The following is a 16,896-nucleotide window of genomic DNA, read 5'->3' as shown; positions in this document are numbered from 1 at the left end:
CGACTGCGGCGCGGCGTCCCGCTACAGCATTTTCGTGTAAATATTTGCAACTTCTTGGGCAAAGGACTTGTCGGTGAAATGCCGTTCATAGCGATTGCGCGCGCCATTGGCCAGGCGCGTGCGCAACTCGGGGCTGGCCAGTATCTGGCAGCAGGCCCGTGCCAGCGCGGCCGGCGAGCCGGATGCGGCGTTCAAACCGCTGACGCCGTCGGCGTTGACCCATGGCACGCCGGAGCCGGCAATGTCAGTCGCCACGATCGGCACGCCGTACGCCATCGCCTCCAGCAAGACCACGCCGAAGGCCTCCGAGCGATGGATCGACGGCAGGCAGAACACCTGCGCGTCCAGATACAGCGCGCGCAATTCCTGGTCCGATACCCGGCCCGCCAGCAAAATCCGCTGGCCCAGCCCGCGCTCGGCGATTTGCCGGGCCAGCGCCGGCATCAACTCGCCGCCGCCGGCGATCACCACCGCGACGTCGGAGGGCAGGCTCCGCGCCGCCTCCACCAGAACCGAAAACCCCTTATAGGCGGTCAGGCGGCCCACGCTCAACACCAGCCGCCGGCCGCCGATGAACAGATTGAGGCGCTCGCTCAAAGGCTGCGGCGGCGCTTCGGTCCGCGGCTCCGGCACGCCCAGGGGCACCACGCTGACCTTGCCGGCGAAGCGCCGCAGCGCGGCCGAGCCGTCGGCATAGCGCTGGGACGTCGCCAGCACCACGTCGGCGCGCCTGAGCATCAGGTTTTCCAGGGGCCGCACGACATGCCCCATCATGCCCTTGCCGACGATGTCGCTGTGCCAATGCACCAACAGCTTCGGCTTCGAGCCGATGAACAACGTCGCCAGCGACGCCAGCAAATTAGGTGTATGCACGTGGACGATATCGGCCTTGCGCGCGGCCCGGATGCCGCGCCACAAATACGCCCACCCCAGCGGTTGGGCGTTCAACATCTTATCGATCGGCAGGCGCACCACCTCGCCGCCCTTGCAGCGCGTACTGCCCAGCTTGCCCTTATCAAAACAAATGACCGTCGACGCGTATCCATGCGCGTAGGTGCCTTCGACCAGCGTTTCCGTGACGCTTTCGATGCCGCCGGAATCGGGCGGATAATACTTTCCTAAATGCACAACTTTCAACATAACTCAACCAATAAAAGAATGCGGAACGGATCAGCGGTATAGCCAAGCGGCCAGGCCGGTCAACAGCACATACGCGGCCACGGCAAAGCCCCACGGCCGCCACAGGCGGATGCCGGAGCCGACCATGGCACCGACCTGGGCCAGATAAAACAGTAACATGACGGCGCCATGTACGTAGACGAAACGCAGCAGGCTCACGCCGAGGAACTGCACCAGGACAACGGCCGCCGGGACCGCGAGCAGCAGCGCCAGCGCGCTGGCGGGCAAGACTTTCAACATTGTCTGCTGGCGGATGTTGACGGTGTCGTTGAGCGAGATGGCCGACCATAATATGGCTTGCACCAGTATCGGCACGGCCGCCGCGGAGTGGGTGGAAAAGGTGCGGACGAAGGCGCCGCCCAGCATCCAGCCCAGATACGGGCTGAGCGACCAGAACACCAGCACCGAGGCGGTCACCAGGGACAGGATCAGCAAGACCACCTTTTCCATTTCCCGGTCCGGTAACTCGTACAACTTCCGAAATTTCGCCACCAGCACCACTTGATGCGCGATAATCGGCAGCGCCGCCGCCCTGGCCAGCACGGCGTAGTCGGCCGTCAACAGGGCCCCGCCCAAGTAGGCGATCAGCAGCCGGCCCGAGGTAGTGGCGGCGATCGTCACCAGCGCCCCCAACATCAAGGGCAGGCCCAGGCGCAGCGTGGCCCGGTACGCCGGCGCCTCGCCGGCGCGCGCACGGCCCAGCACGGCGGCGCCGGTGACCGCGGCCAGGCAGGCGATATACGCGGCCAGGGCATACAACACGCAACCCAGCACGTCTTGCCACTGCCACCATTTGGCCGCCAAGGCCACCGCCGCTACCAGCGTAAACATGCAGGAATCGAGCATGAGCGACGCCTCGCCGCGGCCATGCGACTTCAGGTGCACGCTCCACAGCACCTGCAGCGCGATGGCCGCGGTGAGCAACGCGGCCATCGCCGGCGCCCGGCCGGCGCCGGCCAAGCCGGCCGCCAGCGCCATGCCGACGCAGGCGGCGGCGACGCCGAGATGGTGGCAGAGGATGCCCCGCTGGCTGCCCTGCGCGGTGCGTTTCAGGGCCACCAGCGGCATGGCCGAGGCAGTGCCCAGCGCGACGACGGTGGCGCCCAGCGAGGCGGCGGCGTGGGCCCATTCGAGTGCGCCATAGTCGCGCGACGACAGGCTATTGGCGAGGATGATCGGGGCGACGAACAGGGTGCCGCGGGCAAAGCCGAAACTGACCAGGTACAGCGCGGTCTGGAAAATTCTCTTCATCTGCAAGGGCTACACCTTCATGTAGACGCGCTCGCACAGGCGCGCGTCGGTCGCCGCCAGCAAATCGCCGCGGCCGCCGGGCGCGGCCGGGCGCGGCAACTGGCGGATGGCCGAGGACACGTACAGGCCGGGCTCGTCGAGGTCGCGCGCCACCGTCGTACCGGCGCCGACGATCACACCGGCGGCGATGCGTACGCCCATGCTGATGACACACGCGGCACCGATGTAGACATTATTTTCGATCAATACGGCGCCGTCAATCCGGTAGCGCCCGGCCCCCTCCATCTCATGGACGTAACCGTGGGTCCAGACTTGGATGCCGACGCCCGCCAGCGTCGAAAACGCGCCGATCCGCACACTCCTGGTGCAATCCACGCGATGGTTGGCGGTAATTTTCGCCAACTGCCCGAGGCGCAACTCGGCGCGCCCGACCGCCACCACGCCGGCCGGACCGCGCACCACCTTGTTGGTGTTGCCGATCGCGGCGTCGCGCGCGAGGACGACGTCGATTGGCCCGTGCAGGAAGTTCGCCCTGCCGATATAAGCGTCTTGGCGCATCAGCAGGCGGCGGATCTTCAGCGCGTTCAAGTGGCCGATTCTGGCGCCGCTTTGCATAGCCAGGTGTTCGACGAGCACCACCGAGAAGCCGAACCGGCAAGTGGCGCAGACGCGGTGGCCCAGCAGGTTCAACAGCCTTGCCGCCAGCGGCGACGGCAGCAGCAAGATACACAGCGCGCCCAGCAGCAGGCGAATTTTCCTATTCATCCTGCGCCACGTACAGGCGGTTGACCCAGGCGTCGGCGCCGCGCGCGGCGGCCGGCAATTCGCTGCGCTTGAGCACCGGCGCCTTCGGACCATAAGGCAGCGGAAATACGCTATATACCACCTGGAAGATCAGGCGCATGCCCTGTTGCACCGGCTGGCCCTTGTGAATGCCGAAGGTGTTCTCGAAAAACGCGCCACCGGCCACGCCGGTCAGGCGCAACACGTTGGCGCCACCGAACTGCGCCAGTACCTCGGCGTCGTCGAAGCGGCGAATTTCCGCCAACTTCGGGCTGGTCGACGAATGCGCGACATAGATGTGCGGGCCGTTGTCGTCTCCGACGTCGGTCAGGTAGACAAACAGCTTCAGAAAACGCCAGTCGTCGACGTCGCGGTGGAAATGTTCGGCCTGCTGGGCGCCGGCGGCGGTGTGGTAGCTCCACCACGCGGCAAGGTAGCCGATGCTGGCCTGGCAGCCCAGGAAGCGGCTGGCAACGTCGAGCAACAGCGGATCGTTCGCCAGTTGCCATAGATACGGCGCCATCGCGATGTCGCGCGCGGTATGGTGGGCGACATGGCTGTCCGGGTGGCGACCGGCGCCGTGCGGCAGGAACGGCGGGGTCTGCGGGCGGTAGTCGTCGAACACCGGCAACTTGGAAAAATAGTCGCGCAATTCAGCCGCCTGCGCCGCGCTGAGCAAGGCCCCAAGATGGGAAATTCCGGCCGTGTTCAAGGCGTCGACGTGCCTGGCCAGCAGAGCCGGCGGCGTCGTCGTCTCGCGCCGCTGCGGCCTGGCCTTTACCAGCATGCCGCCCAGCCTGGCGCGCAGGGCCGGATGCATGAAGCGCCGTTGCACATAGAAAGGCCACCAGCGGGAATCCCCTAGCACGATACGCAAGCGTCGCAGTTTTCTTGCTAGCACGATGTTCCTCCACTATCCTGATTGATTACTTTGATGATCCTGGCCGGCACCCCGGCCACCACGGTGAAGGCCGGCACATCCTTGCTGACCACGGCCCCGGCGGCGATCACCGCGTACTCGCCAATGCTGACCCCGCCCAATATCGTGGCGCGGCTGCCGATCCACACGCCGCGGGCGATGTTGATCGGCTTCGACAGGTGTTGGAACGGCGGCGACTTGCCGTCGAAGTCCAGACCGGCGGTTTCCAGGTGCACGTCGCGCGACAGGTGGACGTCGTCACCCAGCCGGATCGGGCTGTGCGCGCCCAGCGAGGCGTTCACCCCGATGATGACGCGCTCGCCCAGGAAGATGTTTTCCGGATACTTCAAGTCGACCGCCCAGTGGCACACGCAGCCGAGGCCGCGGTGCCGCACCGCCGCGCCAAAACGCAGGCGCCCCCATAACCACAGCAGGCGGCGGACGGCGTGCTCGAGCGCCGAGAGCGGCCAGGCGAACACCGCCAAGCCCAGCAGGGCGCGCTCCAGGCGCAACATGCGCCGCTTCATGGCGACACCGCCTGGAGCGTCGATGGTGCAGCGGTTTTTCTGAATTTCTTGACCTTTTTCCGCGTCGGCGTCGGCGCCGGCGCCAGCGCGGCGGCGGCGGAACCAACCTTCAGATAGATAAACATGAAAATCCAAAATAGCAGCGTCGACGACAGCGACTGGATATACGGGAAGATATTCATCAGCGCAATGATCATCAACATCATGAATTTGATTTCGGCGCTGGCGCCATCGCGGCGCGGCCTCGAAAACAATAGCAACAGGATGGCGCTCAGATAGATCACCAGACAGACCGCGCCGTTGTCGAGGGCGATGCGCAGGAAATCGTTCTCGGTGCCGCCCTCGCGTACGCCGATAAAGCCGAAATTACCGAAAATCATTTCAAGCGAAGAGTAATTCAAATAATATATCAGGGACTTTTGCCAAAAATACACGCGCGACACATTCTGGTCGTTGCCCAGGTTGAAGGCGGCAGAAATGAAGTCGAGCCGGTCGGCGTCGATCACCTTGAACAAGGCATAGGCAATCGCCGCGACCCCCAGCAGGGAAAGCAGGATCTTGATCTTCCCGGTGTCGTTGCGTTTCACGAAGAAGCGGTAGAGCAACAGTACGGCGCCGGCCGACATACCCAGGCGGCCGGTGGCGAAATACGCGGAAAGCAAGAGTCCAAAGGCGAACAGCGCGCTGCCCCTGAAAATAAAAGCCATCCACAGGCCAAACGCGACCGCGCTCAACGGTCCCTGGAACATGCCTTTGGTGCGGAGAATCGCCATGCCACCGCCGAACAATTCTTCATTCAACAGGTCGCCGTCGGCCGCCTTATAGACGAAAAAATAATCGCCGGTGATAAATTCCATTCCCTGGATGGCGACCGAAGCGACAAAGTGAAATACCAACAATTTCAGGAAAAAGCGCGGCGCGGTATTCACCACGACAAAGGCGGCGACGATGGCGATATAATAATTGCTGGCGTTCCAGGTGCGCGTCACCGCCATCGATACACACCAGGCGGCGACGCAACAGACCGCCACGTTCAGCGAGGCTTGGTTTACCGGCGCCTTGCGGCGGATTTTAGCCAGGACCAGCACGGTCCCGACGCCGCCCCCCAGCGCCAGAAAAACCAGGGAAACGATAGGCGGCAGAAAACCGGAGGCAAAGTCCTTTAGATACACGGACATATAGATGCACAGCGCCACCAGCTTGGCGGGGCGCCCAACCAGATCCTTCGGAATTTCCGAGATGAGCAACCTATTAATAAACTTCATATTATTTCATCACTTAATAAGACGCGGCATGGAGAGTCGGATAGCGCCCGGCGCCGGGCTTTTCATTGCATCTTGCGCAGCACGTCGTCAAACGCCGATACAAGACCAGCGACATTTTCCCGGGTCATCATTTCCGGACGCGATACCGGGTCCCACATGGCAGCCGGATAACTCGTCTTATGTAAATAGTTTAACAACTGTTTGGCGTCGACCGCGCTGGCGCCCATGACAACATTGTCGAGCACGCCCCTCAGCACCGCCGCAATCGATTCCGGCGCGGCCAGCGCGCTCACCCCGGCGTACCGGCTCATCGCGTGGCTGCCCAGGCTGGCCACCGGCTTGCCGGCCAAAACGCACTCCAGTAGCACCGTTCCGGTCACCGTCATCACCAGCGGCGCCGACGCGAATACCGCCTTCATCGGCGTGGTGTGGGAGATCGCCACGATATTGGCGCAGCTCTCTACCACCTCGCACAACGCTTCGCTCAACTCGTACTTCGATTTCGGGTTCGGCTTCACCACCAAGACCGCGCCCATGCCGTGCAAGGCCTGCGCTGCGCGGCGCACCAACGCCACTTGGTCGCTCCACGGGTGCCCCCACAGCTCGATATTCGACTCCGGCTGCATCTGCAACGGCAGTAACACCCATGGCTTGCCGGCCAAGCTGGCCGGCAAGCTCCGATGCGCCAGGTTTTCCCAGCGCCGGTACTGCACCGCATGGCGGCGCTGCAGCCGCATTTTCAGCAACGGTGACGGCGTCACATAACGCTCACCGCGGATCCAGCCGCCCAGAATGCGCGCCCGGTCCGACCACGCCAGGCGCTTGCCGTCCCACCAGGAGCGCTGGCTCGACTCCATATAGCTTGGTTTGACCTTGCGTTCGACGATATCGTCGAGCATGGCGTCCAGCCGGGCCGGCGCCAGGTCGAGGTCTTCGCCAAACACCGGGTCCATCGTGTCGTAGCTGAGGAACTGCAGCCGCCCAACCGGGTATCTGGTGGAGGTCGGCTGATAAAACGGCATGCGCCGCCGCTTCGCCAGTTCCACCGTTAGCAGCTCGTGGAATTCGGTCACTTCGCCGAAGATCACCCGCGGCTGGAGCGCCGCCAAGACCGCGTCGATTTGCCGGCTATAGCATTGCCAGTGGCTGCCGTCGCCGCCGAACCAGCGCACGCCGCGGTCCAGCTCGGCCAGCCAGGCAAACGACGCGTCCGCGGTTTTTTCCGACCGGCCGGGAAAGCGCAGCAGGTGTACCGTTCCGCTCGACGGGCGAAATACCGGATTTTGCACCAGCCAATGGATCTCGTGACCCGCCGCTTGCAAGCGGGCCGCGACCGCGTCGAAGATCCACGTCGCATACCTATTTTCAACAAATAAAATTTTCATCAAATATTTCAAACTATGTGCATGGAAATAAGCGCGTCATCCGTAAACAACAATGTGCGCGCCGCGCGGGCGCGCCACGGCGCCGTTTGATTAGCCAGCGCGCCGCGTGGGAATATGAAAGACGTAGCGCGGCGCCAGATGCGTGGCGAATCCCTGTTTAAACAGGGAAATGGCCAATTCCTTGCTGGTGGGCGCCGGTAGGTTCGACGGGTAATAGCGTTCACCGATCCGATACCAGCGCAAGCCGCGCTTTTTCATTTCCTCGATCGCGCGCTGCTGGACCACATGCCCCAGGGGCAGCTCGAATAGCGAACGGTCATACGCCGCCACCGCATACAAGCCCTCGTCGCGGGTGGTTTGAAAGAAGCCAGCGCCGACCAAGCGGCGCTCGGGGCTGGCGTCGCGCAGACAAACCAGGAAAGCGCCGCCGTCGAGCAGCATCTGATACTGTAAGGTCCAGGACGCGTCGCTGCGGGTATTCCTGCCGGCCGACAGGCGATGCAGCGTGCGAAACTCGTCCCACGTCGCCGCCTGCACGTAGCCCTGCTCGACCACGCTCACGGCCCAGACTTTCAAGCCGGCCGTAATCAGGGAGCGGTAGCTTTTGCGGAAACTGGCGCGTATACGGTCCAGCGGCAGCGACAAGTCAACGTACAAATCATGTTTAAGAGTGACGCCGGCGCCACCCAGCATGCAGCGCTGGTGCCAGTCGGACAGGCCGACGGCGCCACCGTCCGGAACCACGAACTCTTCACTGTGCAGGTCGCCCCGCGTTACCGTGCCGTGAAAGCCCTCCAGCAGCGACAGCGCCAGCGCGGTGAGCTTTTTCACCGTGCGCGGCGGCGTGCCGGCGGCGAACTCGGGCGGCATGACGGGGCCGCCGTACGAGCTGACGCACATTTTCCCGTGCTCGCCGAACGACAAGGTCAGCGGCCAAATCGCGCACGGCTTGCCGTCGTTCAGCAAGGTCATCGACATGTCGGCGACTTCCTTGCCACCGCTGCGCAGGTAGGCGTGCTGGTAATCGAGCATCGGTGTGCTGCGGTTCACGGCCTGAAAAGGCAGCGCGTCCCACACCGCTTGCCAGGCGAGCGGATCGTCGAACCGCAAGACCCCCGCCAACCCACCCTGCCGAAAACAGTCGGTCAGGCTGGCGCACAGGTGTTGAGGCGCCGCGAGCTTGCCCATTACGCGAGCAACTGCCACGTCAACGCGGTGCCCCTGGCCACGTCTTGCTTGACGGTTTTCCCCAGCACCACTTCCTGGTACTTCGTTGGCAGACCCTGGCCCGGCCGGATGGCGCGCAGATTGTGTTCGCTCAGCACCTCGCCGGCCTTCATGTCGCGGCAGATATATAGCGAGCGCCGAAACTGCAGGGATTTGCGCTCGGCGTCGGTGACGCCATAGCTGACCGCCCCCAGCGCCCGCCAGGCCCGTTCGGTTTCCAGCACCAGTTGCGCCATCTCGCCCGGTTCCATGGAAAACGCGCTATCGACGCCGCCGTCGGCCCGGCTCAGGGTGAAATGCTTTTCAATCACGCTGGCACCCAGCGCGACGCTGGCCACCGACACGCCGATGCCCATGGTGTGGTCGGACAGGCCGACCTCGCAGCCGAACAACTGGCGCATGTGCGGAATTGACAGGATATTCGTGTTTTCCGGCGTCGCCGGATAGGTGCTGGTGCACTTGAGCAGCACCAAATCGGTGCAGCCCGCCGCTCTGGCCGCGCGTACCGTGTCGTCGATTTCGGCCACGCTGGCCATGCCGGTTGAGATAATCATCGGCTTGCCCGTCGCCGCGACCTTCCTGATCAGGGGCAAATCGGTGTTTTCAAACGAGGCGATTTTATACACCGCGACATCGAGTGTTTCCAAAAAATCAACCGAACTGGCGTCAAACGGCGTGCTGAACGGAATCATGCCGAGCGCGCGCGCGCGCTCGAATATAGGCTTGTGCCATTCCCACGGGGTAAACGCTTCACCGTACAGCTCGTATAACGAGCGGCCAAACCACAAACTGTTCGGATCTGAAATGCGAAACTCACGTTCGTTCAAGTCGAGCGTCATCGTATCCGGCGTATACGTCTGAATTTTAATCGCATGCGCGCCAGTCCGGGCCGCCGCCTCGACGATCTCCAGGGCGCGGGCCAGCGATTGATTGTGATTGCCCGACATTTCGGCGATCACAAACGGGGCCTGCCCCGTTCCAATTGGACGACCCGCAATTGCAAACTCCGATTTGGTCATGGTAAATCCTATGCGACTATTGTATAAGTGGTGAAACTGGCGATATAACCGGCTTGCATAAATACTCGCTGCGACGCGATGTTATCCATTTTTATTTCCGCTTGAATTTGACAGCGGGGGCCGTGTCGCGCGCGCATCCATTCAATACCCTGCTCGATTAACTTCCGCCCCAAGCCCGCTCCGTGCCGACCTGGCGCCAAGTATATCGAAGTCAGCCAACTACCGATATGTTTATCGTAGCGCAATACGCCGACCGGGCCGTGCGCGTCATAGCCGATGAGCAGGTGACGGTCGTCGCGGTCCAGGCTGTCGGCGAACCAACGCTGGTGGTCCGCATAGGCGATCTGGCCGGACTGGTGCGCGTGGCGCCGGTTCTCCGGTGCGTTGCGCCACTGGTACAACGCGGCGCAATCCTCCGGCTGCGCCGCGCGCAAACCCAGGTCCGTCCCGACCAGGCGCCGGGCGACGCGGGCGGCGCCCTGGCCGTCGACCATCTTCTTGCCGGCGGCGACAAATGCCTGGCGCAAGTAAGCGTTAGCGATGAGCAAATCGAACGCGGCAAGCAACTCGCCCTCGCCCAAGTCTTGCGCGCGGCCAAGGAACACGTGCATGCCGACGGCGGCGGCGTCGCCTCCCAGCCTGAACTGGTTCTCCGCGACGGCGATGGCGATCGACGGCAATCCCACACAGGCCCGCTCCCAACTCATCGAGCCGGCCGCGCCAATACCGATGTCGGCCGCGGCCATGAGTTCGGCCAGGCCCGACGGCGCGAGATGGACCTGGAGGTAGGGGCGCCTGCGCGCCCAGTCGCGGATCGCCGCCTGGTGCGGATTGCTCGGCCCAACGACGATATCGACCAGCAGGTCCGCTGCGGCGAAGCGGCCATCGAGGGCACGCACGACCTTCAGCGTTTCGCCGCCGGCGTCGGCGCCGCCGAAGCAGATATTCAGCCGGCGCGGCGCCCCCGGCGCCACGCCGGCCAAGTCGGCGGCGGCCCTGATGCGTCCGAACTCGGGACGCAACAAGGCGTAGTGCGAACCGAGCAGCAGCGCCGTACCGGGCGCGGTCTTACCCTCGTAACGGGCGGCCTGGTCGGCATAGAAATTTTGGTCAAGCAAGATGTCGCAATCGTGCGCGCGGTCGGCCAGGTCGTCGATGACGAGTATCCTCCCTACCGCCGGCCGGAGCGCCGACTCCCAGCGCGCGTCGAGCGCGTATTGGTCGAGCACCAGCCAAGCGACGTCGCCAAGCGGCGCCAAAACAGCCGCGCACGCTTCAGCGTCGCGCTGCCACGACGTGCCGAGCCAGGCGGCGTGAGCCGGCTCGTCGCTGGCGACGGGCGTGGCGGCGGCAAGCGGCAGCAACGTGTGGCCGCTTTGCCGCAGCGCCTGCGCCAAGTGCGCCGGCAAATCACGGGACAGGAAATACACTTGCGCGCCCAGCCTGCGAATCTCGTTGGCCAGCGTCAGGCAGCGCATCACGTGGCCGGTGCCGATTTGCGCGGAAGCGTCGGCCCGGATCGCGACCTTGATGATAGTTGCCAACGGGCCCGCCCTAGCGCAGCTTGAACAGCGGCTTGAGCGGTTCGCAGCGCAGGAAGTCGCCCGGCCGCCCCGTCCTGATGGCCTGCCCCAGCATGGGGAAAATGGCATCGTAGGCATGGACCAGGGTGTGCACGTCCTGCTCGGTGTGCGCGTAACTGATGTTGTGGGTGCCGAACCACAGCACCCCGCGCGCCAACAATTCCTGCATCAACAGCGTCTTCATATCCCACATCGAGCAATGCGGGGCGTCTTTGAGCGTCAGGAAACTCCAGGTCGGATGGCCGGCGCAACCCAGCCATTCTCCCAGCTGGTGCCGCTCGATCAAGGCCGTCACCTCGCCGAGCAGGCGGGTTCCGATTGCCGTCATCGTCTGTACCACCGGCTCGCGCTTCAATTTGCGCATCGTCGCGCCGGCGGCCGCCAGCGACAGCGTTTCACCGCCAAAGGTGAACGAAAAGAAAATCTCTTCCATCAACTTCATGATATCGGCGCGTCCGGCGACCGCCGACACCGGGTAACCATTCGCCATGCCCTTGCCGAAAGTGGCCAAGTCCGGCGTCACGCCGAACAATTGCTGGGCGCCGCCGTTGGCATAGCGAAAGCCGGTGATGGTTTCGTCGAACACCAGCACCGCGCCGTGCCGGGTGGCCAGCTCGCGCACGCCCTCCAGGTAACCGGGCGCCGGGAACACCACGTTCATCGGCTCCAGGATGATCGCGGCGAATTCGCCGCGGTGTTGCTCCAGCAGCGCGGCCAAGGCCGGCAAATCATTGTAGGGGAAGGTGTGGCTGAGGTCCTTGACCGCCCGCGGCACCCCGAGGGAACGGGCGGTAGTGCCGATGTACCAATCCTGCCAACCGTGATAGCCGCAGATGGCGACCCGGTCGCGCCCGGTGAACGCGCGCGACACGCGGATCGCGCCAGCCGTGGCGTCGGAGCCGTTCTTGCCAAAGCGCACCTTTTCGGCGCACGGCACCATCTCCACTAGCAACTCGGCCACTTCCATTTCCAGCCGGTGCGGCAGCGAAAAAATGACGCCGTCTTCCAATTGCGCTCGCACCGCGTCCGTCACGTCCGGGTCGTTATAGCCCAGGGTGATGGCGGCCAGGCTGTTGATATAGTCCACGTACTCGTTGCCGTCCTCGTCCCATACGCGGCTGCCTTTGCCGCGGCTGATGAAATAGGGCGACACGCCAAATGGAAATTGCGTCTTGCTCTTGCTGAAAGTCTGACTCCCCAGCGGGATAACTTTTTCCGCGCGCTCAAGCAGTTGCTCGGATTTCTGATAACGGGTGCTCATTCTTGTATATCCCTTACTAGAGTAGACGTGTCTAAAATGGGGAAAGCCCTTGGCGCTAGTCGGCGCCCAGCGATTTCTTCAAACCTTCGTTGCGATCGATATGCCGGTTAAGGTCCACCAGGCCGGGGCGTCGCGCCAGCAGGGCCAGGACGTCGGCGCTGTCGAACCGCGGCTTGGCCGGATATAAGGCCGCGTAAATCTGCTGCACCAGTTCGAAATCCTCGGGGTTGTCGACGGTCCAGCGCAAATGGGATAGATCCGCCTCGCCGCGCACGTGCTCGACGTGGAAGCGTTCGGGCTGGCCGTGCATAAACAAGGTAACGTGCTCGCGCTGGGACGGCAGGCTCGCCTCGCGCCAGGCCTGGCGCAGCAGCGCGTACTTGAACACCTCCACATCCAGGCCATCGGGATAGCTCGGCAACACGGCATTGCTCGTATAGTCAGCGCCGCTGTCGAGGTGGGCCCGGATCACCTTGTCAATCACCTCCGGGTCGCTTAACGGGCAGTCACCGGTCAGCCGCACCACATGTTCCGGCCGCAACGGCAACGCCGCCTGGTAGTAGCGGTCGAGGACGTCGTTCAAACTGCCCCGGAAACACTCGACCCGCAACTGCCCGCACAAGCGCTGCAGCGGCTCGTCGCTGCTATCGGAGCTGGTGGCAACGATCAGGCGATCGATCAGCGTGGCCCGCTGGACGCGGGCGATTTGATGGGCCAGCATCGGCACGCCGAGGATAGGTTTCAACACTTTTTGCGGCAAACGCGTGGACGAACAACGGGCCTGCAATATCACTAATATCATCTGTCTTACCTCGACGCGGGCCAGCGGCGCGGATCAATCAAGCTGTCATCGTCCTGGGCGAAGCGGGCATAATCGCCCGCCGGCGCGCCGCGATAGGCGTCCAGGCATTCGCCCAGGTGCGCGACCGACAACACGCCCACCAGCGCCACCGCCACCTCCTTGATTTGTTTGACAAAACCGAACGCCGCAGCAAGCGGCGTCAGGCCCCTGGTACGCGCCAGCGCGTGCAGCGCCGCCAGCGGCGCCCTCAGCGCGGCCAAATGGGCCGGCAGGCTTGCGGGCGACATCAATAGCACGCCCTGCAACAACAGCGAACGGGCATGTACTTCGACACCCCGCTCGGCCAGCATGGCCAGGCCGCCGTTGTGCAGCAGGCGCTGGTCAAAGACGTTCAGCGGCAACTGGACCAAGTCGAAGCTATAGCGTGCGAACAGGCGCTCAATTTGTTCCTTGTCGTAGACCGAGACGCCAATTTTGTCGACCAAGCCCTGTTCGCGCCATGCCAGCAGGCGCGCGAACAGGCGCTCGCCGCCGGGTACCAGCAAGTCGTCGGCGTGGTGCACCATCAGGCAATCGACGCGGCGCCGGCCTAGTCTTTCCAGCGACGCCATGAACGCCCGTTCGACCATTTGCAATTCCGCCGCACCCAGCGCCGCCGTTCCGAGCGGCGCGGTTTTGGTCACCACCCGGAACGCGCAGGCGGCGTTGGCAAGCAGGCATAGGCCAACCGTCGACTCGCTGTCGCCGTAGGCGGAAGCGGTGTCGAGCACCTCCAGGCCGTTGCCGCCCGCCAGGGCGACGATGGCGACGGCGTCGGCCAACGCGACCCGGCCGGACTGGTTGGCGATACCGTAGTCAAGGCCGAACTGTACCGTCCCCAAACCTAGCCGCTGTGGTGGCTTATTCGACGTCATGTGCGGTGATCCCTACCCGTATGACGCCGATACGCCTGCCCTCGTATCGCACCTGCTTGCGGAAGAATCCCTCGATCGCATAGCCGGACTTCAGAAAGGCGCGCAGCGAGGCGGTATTATTCTCGTAGCAGCCGGCGCCGATTTTTTCCAGCTTCAACTGTTCGAAGCCCCAGCCCGTGATCCGCTGAATCGCCTCGCCGGCGTAGCCGCGGCGCCAGAATGTTTTATCGCCGATGAATAGGCTGAGGTCACCCGACATATACTGGTAGTCGATCAGGCCGATCTTAATGTTACCAATATGCTTGGAGGTGGCCAGGTCGAACATTCCCATCAAAAACTGTTTGTCGTTGGCGTTGGCCGCGGCCACGTATTCCCGGCACCCGGCCAGCGTGCTGCGCACGTGCCGCGCCTCCAGAAAACGCGACACCTCGGGGTCGCACAGCCAGTCGACGTACTCCTGGCCGACGTCGGCCAGCGTCAGCGGACGGAATGCGATGCGGGAACTGGAGAGCAGCACGCCGCTCATGATGGCTCTTGAAGAATGTTTTTGAGGGTCTCGACCACATAATCTTGCTGTTCGAGACTCAACGCGGAATACATCGGCAGACTGATGGCGCTGGCATAGTAGGACTCGGCCTCGGCGCAATAGCCGGGCTCGAAGCCCAGCCCGCGGTAATACGGCTGGCGGTACACCGGAATGTAATGCACATTGACGCCGATAGCCGCCGCGCGCAGGCGTTCAAACACCTGCAGATGGCTGAGCGCCAATTTCTCGAGTTGCAGTCTGACGACATACAAGTGTAAGCCTGAATACCCGTCCGCATGTTGCCAGGGCAACAGCACCGGCAGCTTCGCGAGCAATGCGTCGTAACGCCGCGCGATCTGGTGGCGCTGCGCGACGAAGGCGTCAAGCCGGCGCATCTGGCTCAGGCCCAGCGCCGATTGCAGCTCCGTCATGCGGTAATTGTAACCGAGCTCGATCTGTTCATAATACCAGGGACCGTCCGGCGCCTGTGTCATGGCCCCGGCGTCGCGCGTCATGCCATGGCTGCGCAGCGAATTCATGCGCGCCGCCAGCCCGGCGTTGTTGGTCAAGGCCGCGCCGCCTTCCGCGGTAGTGATAATCTTCACCGGATGGAAGCTGAAGACGCAGATGTCGCTAAAGCGACATGCGCCGATCGGCGCATCCTGGTAGCGACCGCCGATGGCGTGCGAGGCGTCCTCGATCACGCTGAAACCATACTGCCTGGACAGGGCGCGGATCGCCTCCATTTCGCACGGCTGGCCACACAGATGGACTGGAATCACCACCTTGGGCAAGCGCCCGGCCAGCCGCGCCTTGGCCAACTTGACCGCCAGCGCGGCCACGCTCATATTGTAGGTGCGCGCGTCGATGTCAACGAAGTCGACATCGGCGCCGCAATAGCGCGCGCAATTGGCACTGGCGATGAAGGTCACCGGCGAAGTCCACACCAGATCGCCGGGTCCCACCCCCAAGGCCAGGCAGGCGATATGCAGCGCCGACGTGGCGCTGTTGACGGCGCACGCGTGGGCAGCGCCACAGTAGGCGGCCAGGGCGGCCTCGAATTGCGGGGTCTTCGGCCCCTGCGTGAGGAAATCCGATTGCAGCACCTCGACCACGGCTTGGATGTCGTCGGCGTCGAGGTCTTGCCGTCCGTAGGGAATGTAACTCAATCAATGCTCCCGTTGAAGTGTCAGCCGACTTGGGCGGCGATCAGTTTTTTCAACTCGTCGACGCTCAGAAAATCGCTGTTTGATCCACTGTTATAGCTGAATCCGGGCGCCACCGGCGTCGCCTTCATTGTATCGCAATACTTTTGAATGGTCAGATTGCCATTGGCCGGAAGAATCGCGTAATACGGACCGAGGTCGACCGTGTTCAAACTGTCGCTGGCGGTGATCATTTCCTCATGGATTTTTTCGCCCGGGCGGATACCGACGATCGGATGCTCGCACTCCGGCCCGATCGCCTTGGCGACGTCGAGGATGCGGTACGACGGAATCTTCGGCACCAGGATTTCGCCGCCCATCGCGTTTTCCAGCGCCCACAACACCATGTCAACGCCCTCTTGCAAGGAAATATTGAAACGGGTCATTTCGGCATCGGTGATCGGCAACACGCCGCTGGCGCGCTTGCTCAGAAAAAACGGTACCACCGAGCCGCGGCTACCCATAACGTTGCCGTAACGCACCACGCTAAACGAGATGTCGCGGCGGCCGCGGATGTTGTTGGCGGCGATAAACAATTTATCCGAGCACAGCTTGGTGGCGCCGTACAGATTGATCGGCGCGGCGGCCTTGTCGGTGGACAGGGCGACCACTTTTTGCACCTTGCTGTCGAGACAGGCCTCGATCAAATTTTGCGCGCCGAGCACATTGGTCTTGATACATTCGAAAGGATTATATTCGGCGGCCGGCACTTGCTTGAGCGCGGCGGCGTGGATCACCACGTCAATACCTTCGAGCGCGCGGCGCAGACGCGCCTCGTCGCGGATGTCGCCGATAAAGTAGCGCAGGCCCTGGTACTTTTCCTCGGAAAACTCCTGCGCCATTTCAAACTGCTTCAACTCGTCGCGCGAGAACACCACGAGGCGCTCGATACTTGGAAAACGCTCCAAAATTGTTCTCACAAAAGCTTTACCAAAAGAACCCGTTCCGCCGGTGATTAAAATTGACTTATTCTTGAGCATGACAAATTTCTCGTAAAAAATGGTTAAACGCTTCAGGTGACACCCGTAGCCATCACATCGGGGACGATTC

At 63.1% G+C, this 16,896-nt stretch carries 16 protein-coding genes; all 16 read right to left on the bottom strand.

Annotated features, from left to right (window positions below):
• Positions 1–21: 21 nt before the first annotated feature.
• Positions 22–1,128, bottom strand: coding sequence for a glycosyltransferase (locus JANGC3_RS0123300; RefSeq protein WP_198292049.1), 1,107 nt, complete (start codon positions 1,126–1,128; stop codon positions 22–24).
• Between the two features lie 42 nt (positions 1,129–1,170).
• Positions 1,171–2,436: a hypothetical protein gene (locus JANGC3_RS0123295; RefSeq protein ID WP_157406849.1), complete on the bottom strand. Its 1,266-nt coding sequence runs from the start codon at positions 2,434–2,436 to the stop codon at positions 1,171–1,173.
• A gap of 3 nt (positions 2,437–2,439) precedes the next feature.
• The gene (locus JANGC3_RS0123290; protein WP_017878895.1) at positions 2,440–3,195 is read right to left on the bottom strand and encodes an acyltransferase; all 756 of its coding nucleotides are present in this window, start codon (positions 3,193–3,195) and stop codon (positions 2,440–2,442) included.
• Complete coding sequence (locus tag JANGC3_RS0123285; RefSeq protein WP_017878894.1) at positions 3,188–4,033, bottom strand: hypothetical protein; 846 nt, start codon at positions 4,031–4,033, stop codon at positions 3,188–3,190. The genes JANGC3_RS0123290 and JANGC3_RS0123285 overlap by 8 nt, the downstream gene beginning before the upstream one ends.
• A 74-nt stretch (positions 4,034–4,107) precedes the next feature.
• Positions 4,108–4,659, bottom strand: coding sequence for an acyltransferase (locus tag JANGC3_RS0123280; protein WP_017878893.1), 552 nt, complete (start codon positions 4,657–4,659; stop codon positions 4,108–4,110).
• Complete coding sequence (locus JANGC3_RS0123275; RefSeq protein ID WP_157406847.1) at positions 4,656–5,924, bottom strand: hypothetical protein; 1,269 nt, start codon at positions 5,922–5,924, stop codon at positions 4,656–4,658. The genes JANGC3_RS0123280 and JANGC3_RS0123275 overlap by 4 nt, the downstream gene beginning before the upstream one ends.
• A 62-nt stretch (positions 5,925–5,986) precedes the next feature.
• Positions 5,987–7,309, bottom strand: coding sequence for a hypothetical protein (locus tag JANGC3_RS0123270; protein ID WP_157406845.1), 1,323 nt, complete (start codon positions 7,307–7,309; stop codon positions 5,987–5,989).
• 90 nt (positions 7,310–7,399) lie between these two features.
• Positions 7,400–8,497: a FemAB family protein gene (locus JANGC3_RS0123265; protein WP_081611959.1), complete on the bottom strand. Its 1,098-nt coding sequence runs from the start codon at positions 8,495–8,497 to the stop codon at positions 7,400–7,402.
• A complete protein-coding gene (gene pseI, locus JANGC3_RS0123260) occupies positions 8,497–9,555 on the bottom strand; it encodes a pseudaminic acid synthase (protein WP_026133402.1) in 1,059 nt (352 codons plus the stop codon). Before pseI ends, JANGC3_RS0123265 begins: the two co-directional genes overlap by 1 nt.
• Before the next feature lie 8 nt (positions 9,556–9,563).
• On the bottom strand, positions 9,564–11,099 hold the full coding sequence (pseG, locus tag JANGC3_RS0123255; RefSeq protein ID WP_017878888.1) for a UDP-2,4-diacetamido-2,4,6-trideoxy-beta-L-altropyranose hydrolase: 1,536 nt from the start codon (positions 11,097–11,099) through the stop codon (positions 9,564–9,566).
• A 10-nt stretch (positions 11,100–11,109) separates the two neighbouring features.
• The gene (locus JANGC3_RS0123250; protein ID WP_017878887.1) at positions 11,110–12,399 is read right to left on the bottom strand and encodes an aminotransferase class III-fold pyridoxal phosphate-dependent enzyme; all 1,290 of its coding nucleotides are present in this window, start codon (positions 12,397–12,399) and stop codon (positions 11,110–11,112) included.
• Positions 12,400–12,454: 55 nt separating this feature from the next.
• Positions 12,455–13,201 (bottom strand): cytidylyltransferase domain-containing protein, encoded by a 747-nt coding sequence (locus JANGC3_RS0123245; protein ID WP_026133400.1) that lies wholly within the window; start codon positions 13,199–13,201, stop codon positions 12,455–12,457.
• Between the two features lie 5 nt (positions 13,202–13,206).
• The gene (locus JANGC3_RS0123240) at positions 13,207–14,115 is read right to left on the bottom strand and encodes an aldo/keto reductase (RefSeq protein WP_026133399.1); all 909 of its coding nucleotides are present in this window, start codon (positions 14,113–14,115) and stop codon (positions 13,207–13,209) included.
• A complete protein-coding gene (locus JANGC3_RS0123235; protein ID WP_017878884.1) occupies positions 14,102–14,641 on the bottom strand; it encodes a GNAT family N-acetyltransferase in 540 nt (179 codons plus the stop codon). The genes JANGC3_RS0123240 and JANGC3_RS0123235 overlap by 14 nt, the downstream gene beginning before the upstream one ends.
• Positions 14,638–15,810: a UDP-4-amino-4,6-dideoxy-N-acetyl-beta-L-altrosamine transaminase gene (gene pseC / locus JANGC3_RS0123230; RefSeq protein WP_017878883.1), complete on the bottom strand. Its 1,173-nt coding sequence runs from the start codon at positions 15,808–15,810 to the stop codon at positions 14,638–14,640. Before pseC ends, JANGC3_RS0123235 begins: the two co-directional genes overlap by 4 nt.
• A 20-nt stretch (positions 15,811–15,830) precedes the next feature.
• Positions 15,831–16,826, bottom strand: a complete 996-nt coding sequence (gene pseB / locus JANGC3_RS0123225; RefSeq protein ID WP_026133398.1) for a UDP-N-acetylglucosamine 4,6-dehydratase (inverting) — start codon at positions 16,824–16,826, stop codon at positions 15,831–15,833.
• Positions 16,827–16,896 lie beyond the last annotated feature (70 nt).

The sequence above is a fragment of the Janthinobacterium sp. CG3 genome (genome assembly GCF_000344615.1).
In the GTDB taxonomy this organism is placed as follows: Bacteria; Pseudomonadota; Gammaproteobacteria; order Burkholderiales; family Burkholderiaceae_D; genus Janthinobacterium.
This window is presented reverse-complemented; position numbering and strand designations above follow the sequence as displayed.

Excerpts from the sequence above, each read along its gene's own strand:
- JANGC3_RS0123275 (WP_157406847.1), bottom strand. The coding sequence starts at position 5,924 with ATGAAGTTTATTAATAGGTTGCTCATCTCGGAAATTCCGAAGGATCTG.
- JANGC3_RS0123265 (WP_081611959.1), bottom strand. The coding sequence starts at position 8,497 with ATGGGCAAGCTCGCGGCGCCTCAACACCTGTGCGCCAGCCTGACCGAC.
- JANGC3_RS0123270 (WP_157406845.1), bottom strand. The coding sequence starts at position 7,309 with ATGAAAATTTTATTTGTTGAAAATAGGTATGCGACGTGGATCTTCGAC.
- pseB (WP_026133398.1), bottom strand. The coding sequence starts at position 16,826 with ATGCTCAAGAATAAGTCAATTTTAATCACCGGCGGAACGGGTTCTTTT.
- JANGC3_RS0123235 (WP_017878884.1), bottom strand. The coding sequence starts at position 14,641 with ATGAGCGGCGTGCTGCTCTCCAGTTCCCGCATCGCATTCCGTCCGCTG.
- JANGC3_RS0123290 (WP_017878895.1), bottom strand. The coding sequence starts at position 3,195 with ATGAATAGGAAAATTCGCCTGCTGCTGGGCGCGCTGTGTATCTTGCTG.
- JANGC3_RS0123280 (WP_017878893.1), bottom strand. The coding sequence starts at position 4,659 with ATGAAGCGGCGCATGTTGCGCCTGGAGCGCGCCCTGCTGGGCTTGGCG.
- JANGC3_RS0123240 (WP_026133399.1), bottom strand. The coding sequence starts at position 14,115 with ATGACGTCGAATAAGCCACCACAGCGGCTAGGTTTGGGGACGGTACAG.
- JANGC3_RS0123250 (WP_017878887.1), bottom strand. The coding sequence starts at position 12,399 with ATGAGCACCCGTTATCAGAAATCCGAGCAACTGCTTGAGCGCGCGGAA.
- pseI (WP_026133402.1), bottom strand. The coding sequence starts at position 9,555 with ATGACCAAATCGGAGTTTGCAATTGCGGGTCGTCCAATTGGAACGGGG.
- JANGC3_RS0123245 (WP_026133400.1), bottom strand. The coding sequence starts at position 13,201 with ATGATATTAGTGATATTGCAGGCCCGTTGTTCGTCCACGCGTTTGCCG.
- JANGC3_RS0123285 (WP_017878894.1), bottom strand. The coding sequence starts at position 4,033 with ATGCATCCGGCCCTGCGCGCCAGGCTGGGCGGCATGCTGGTAAAGGCC.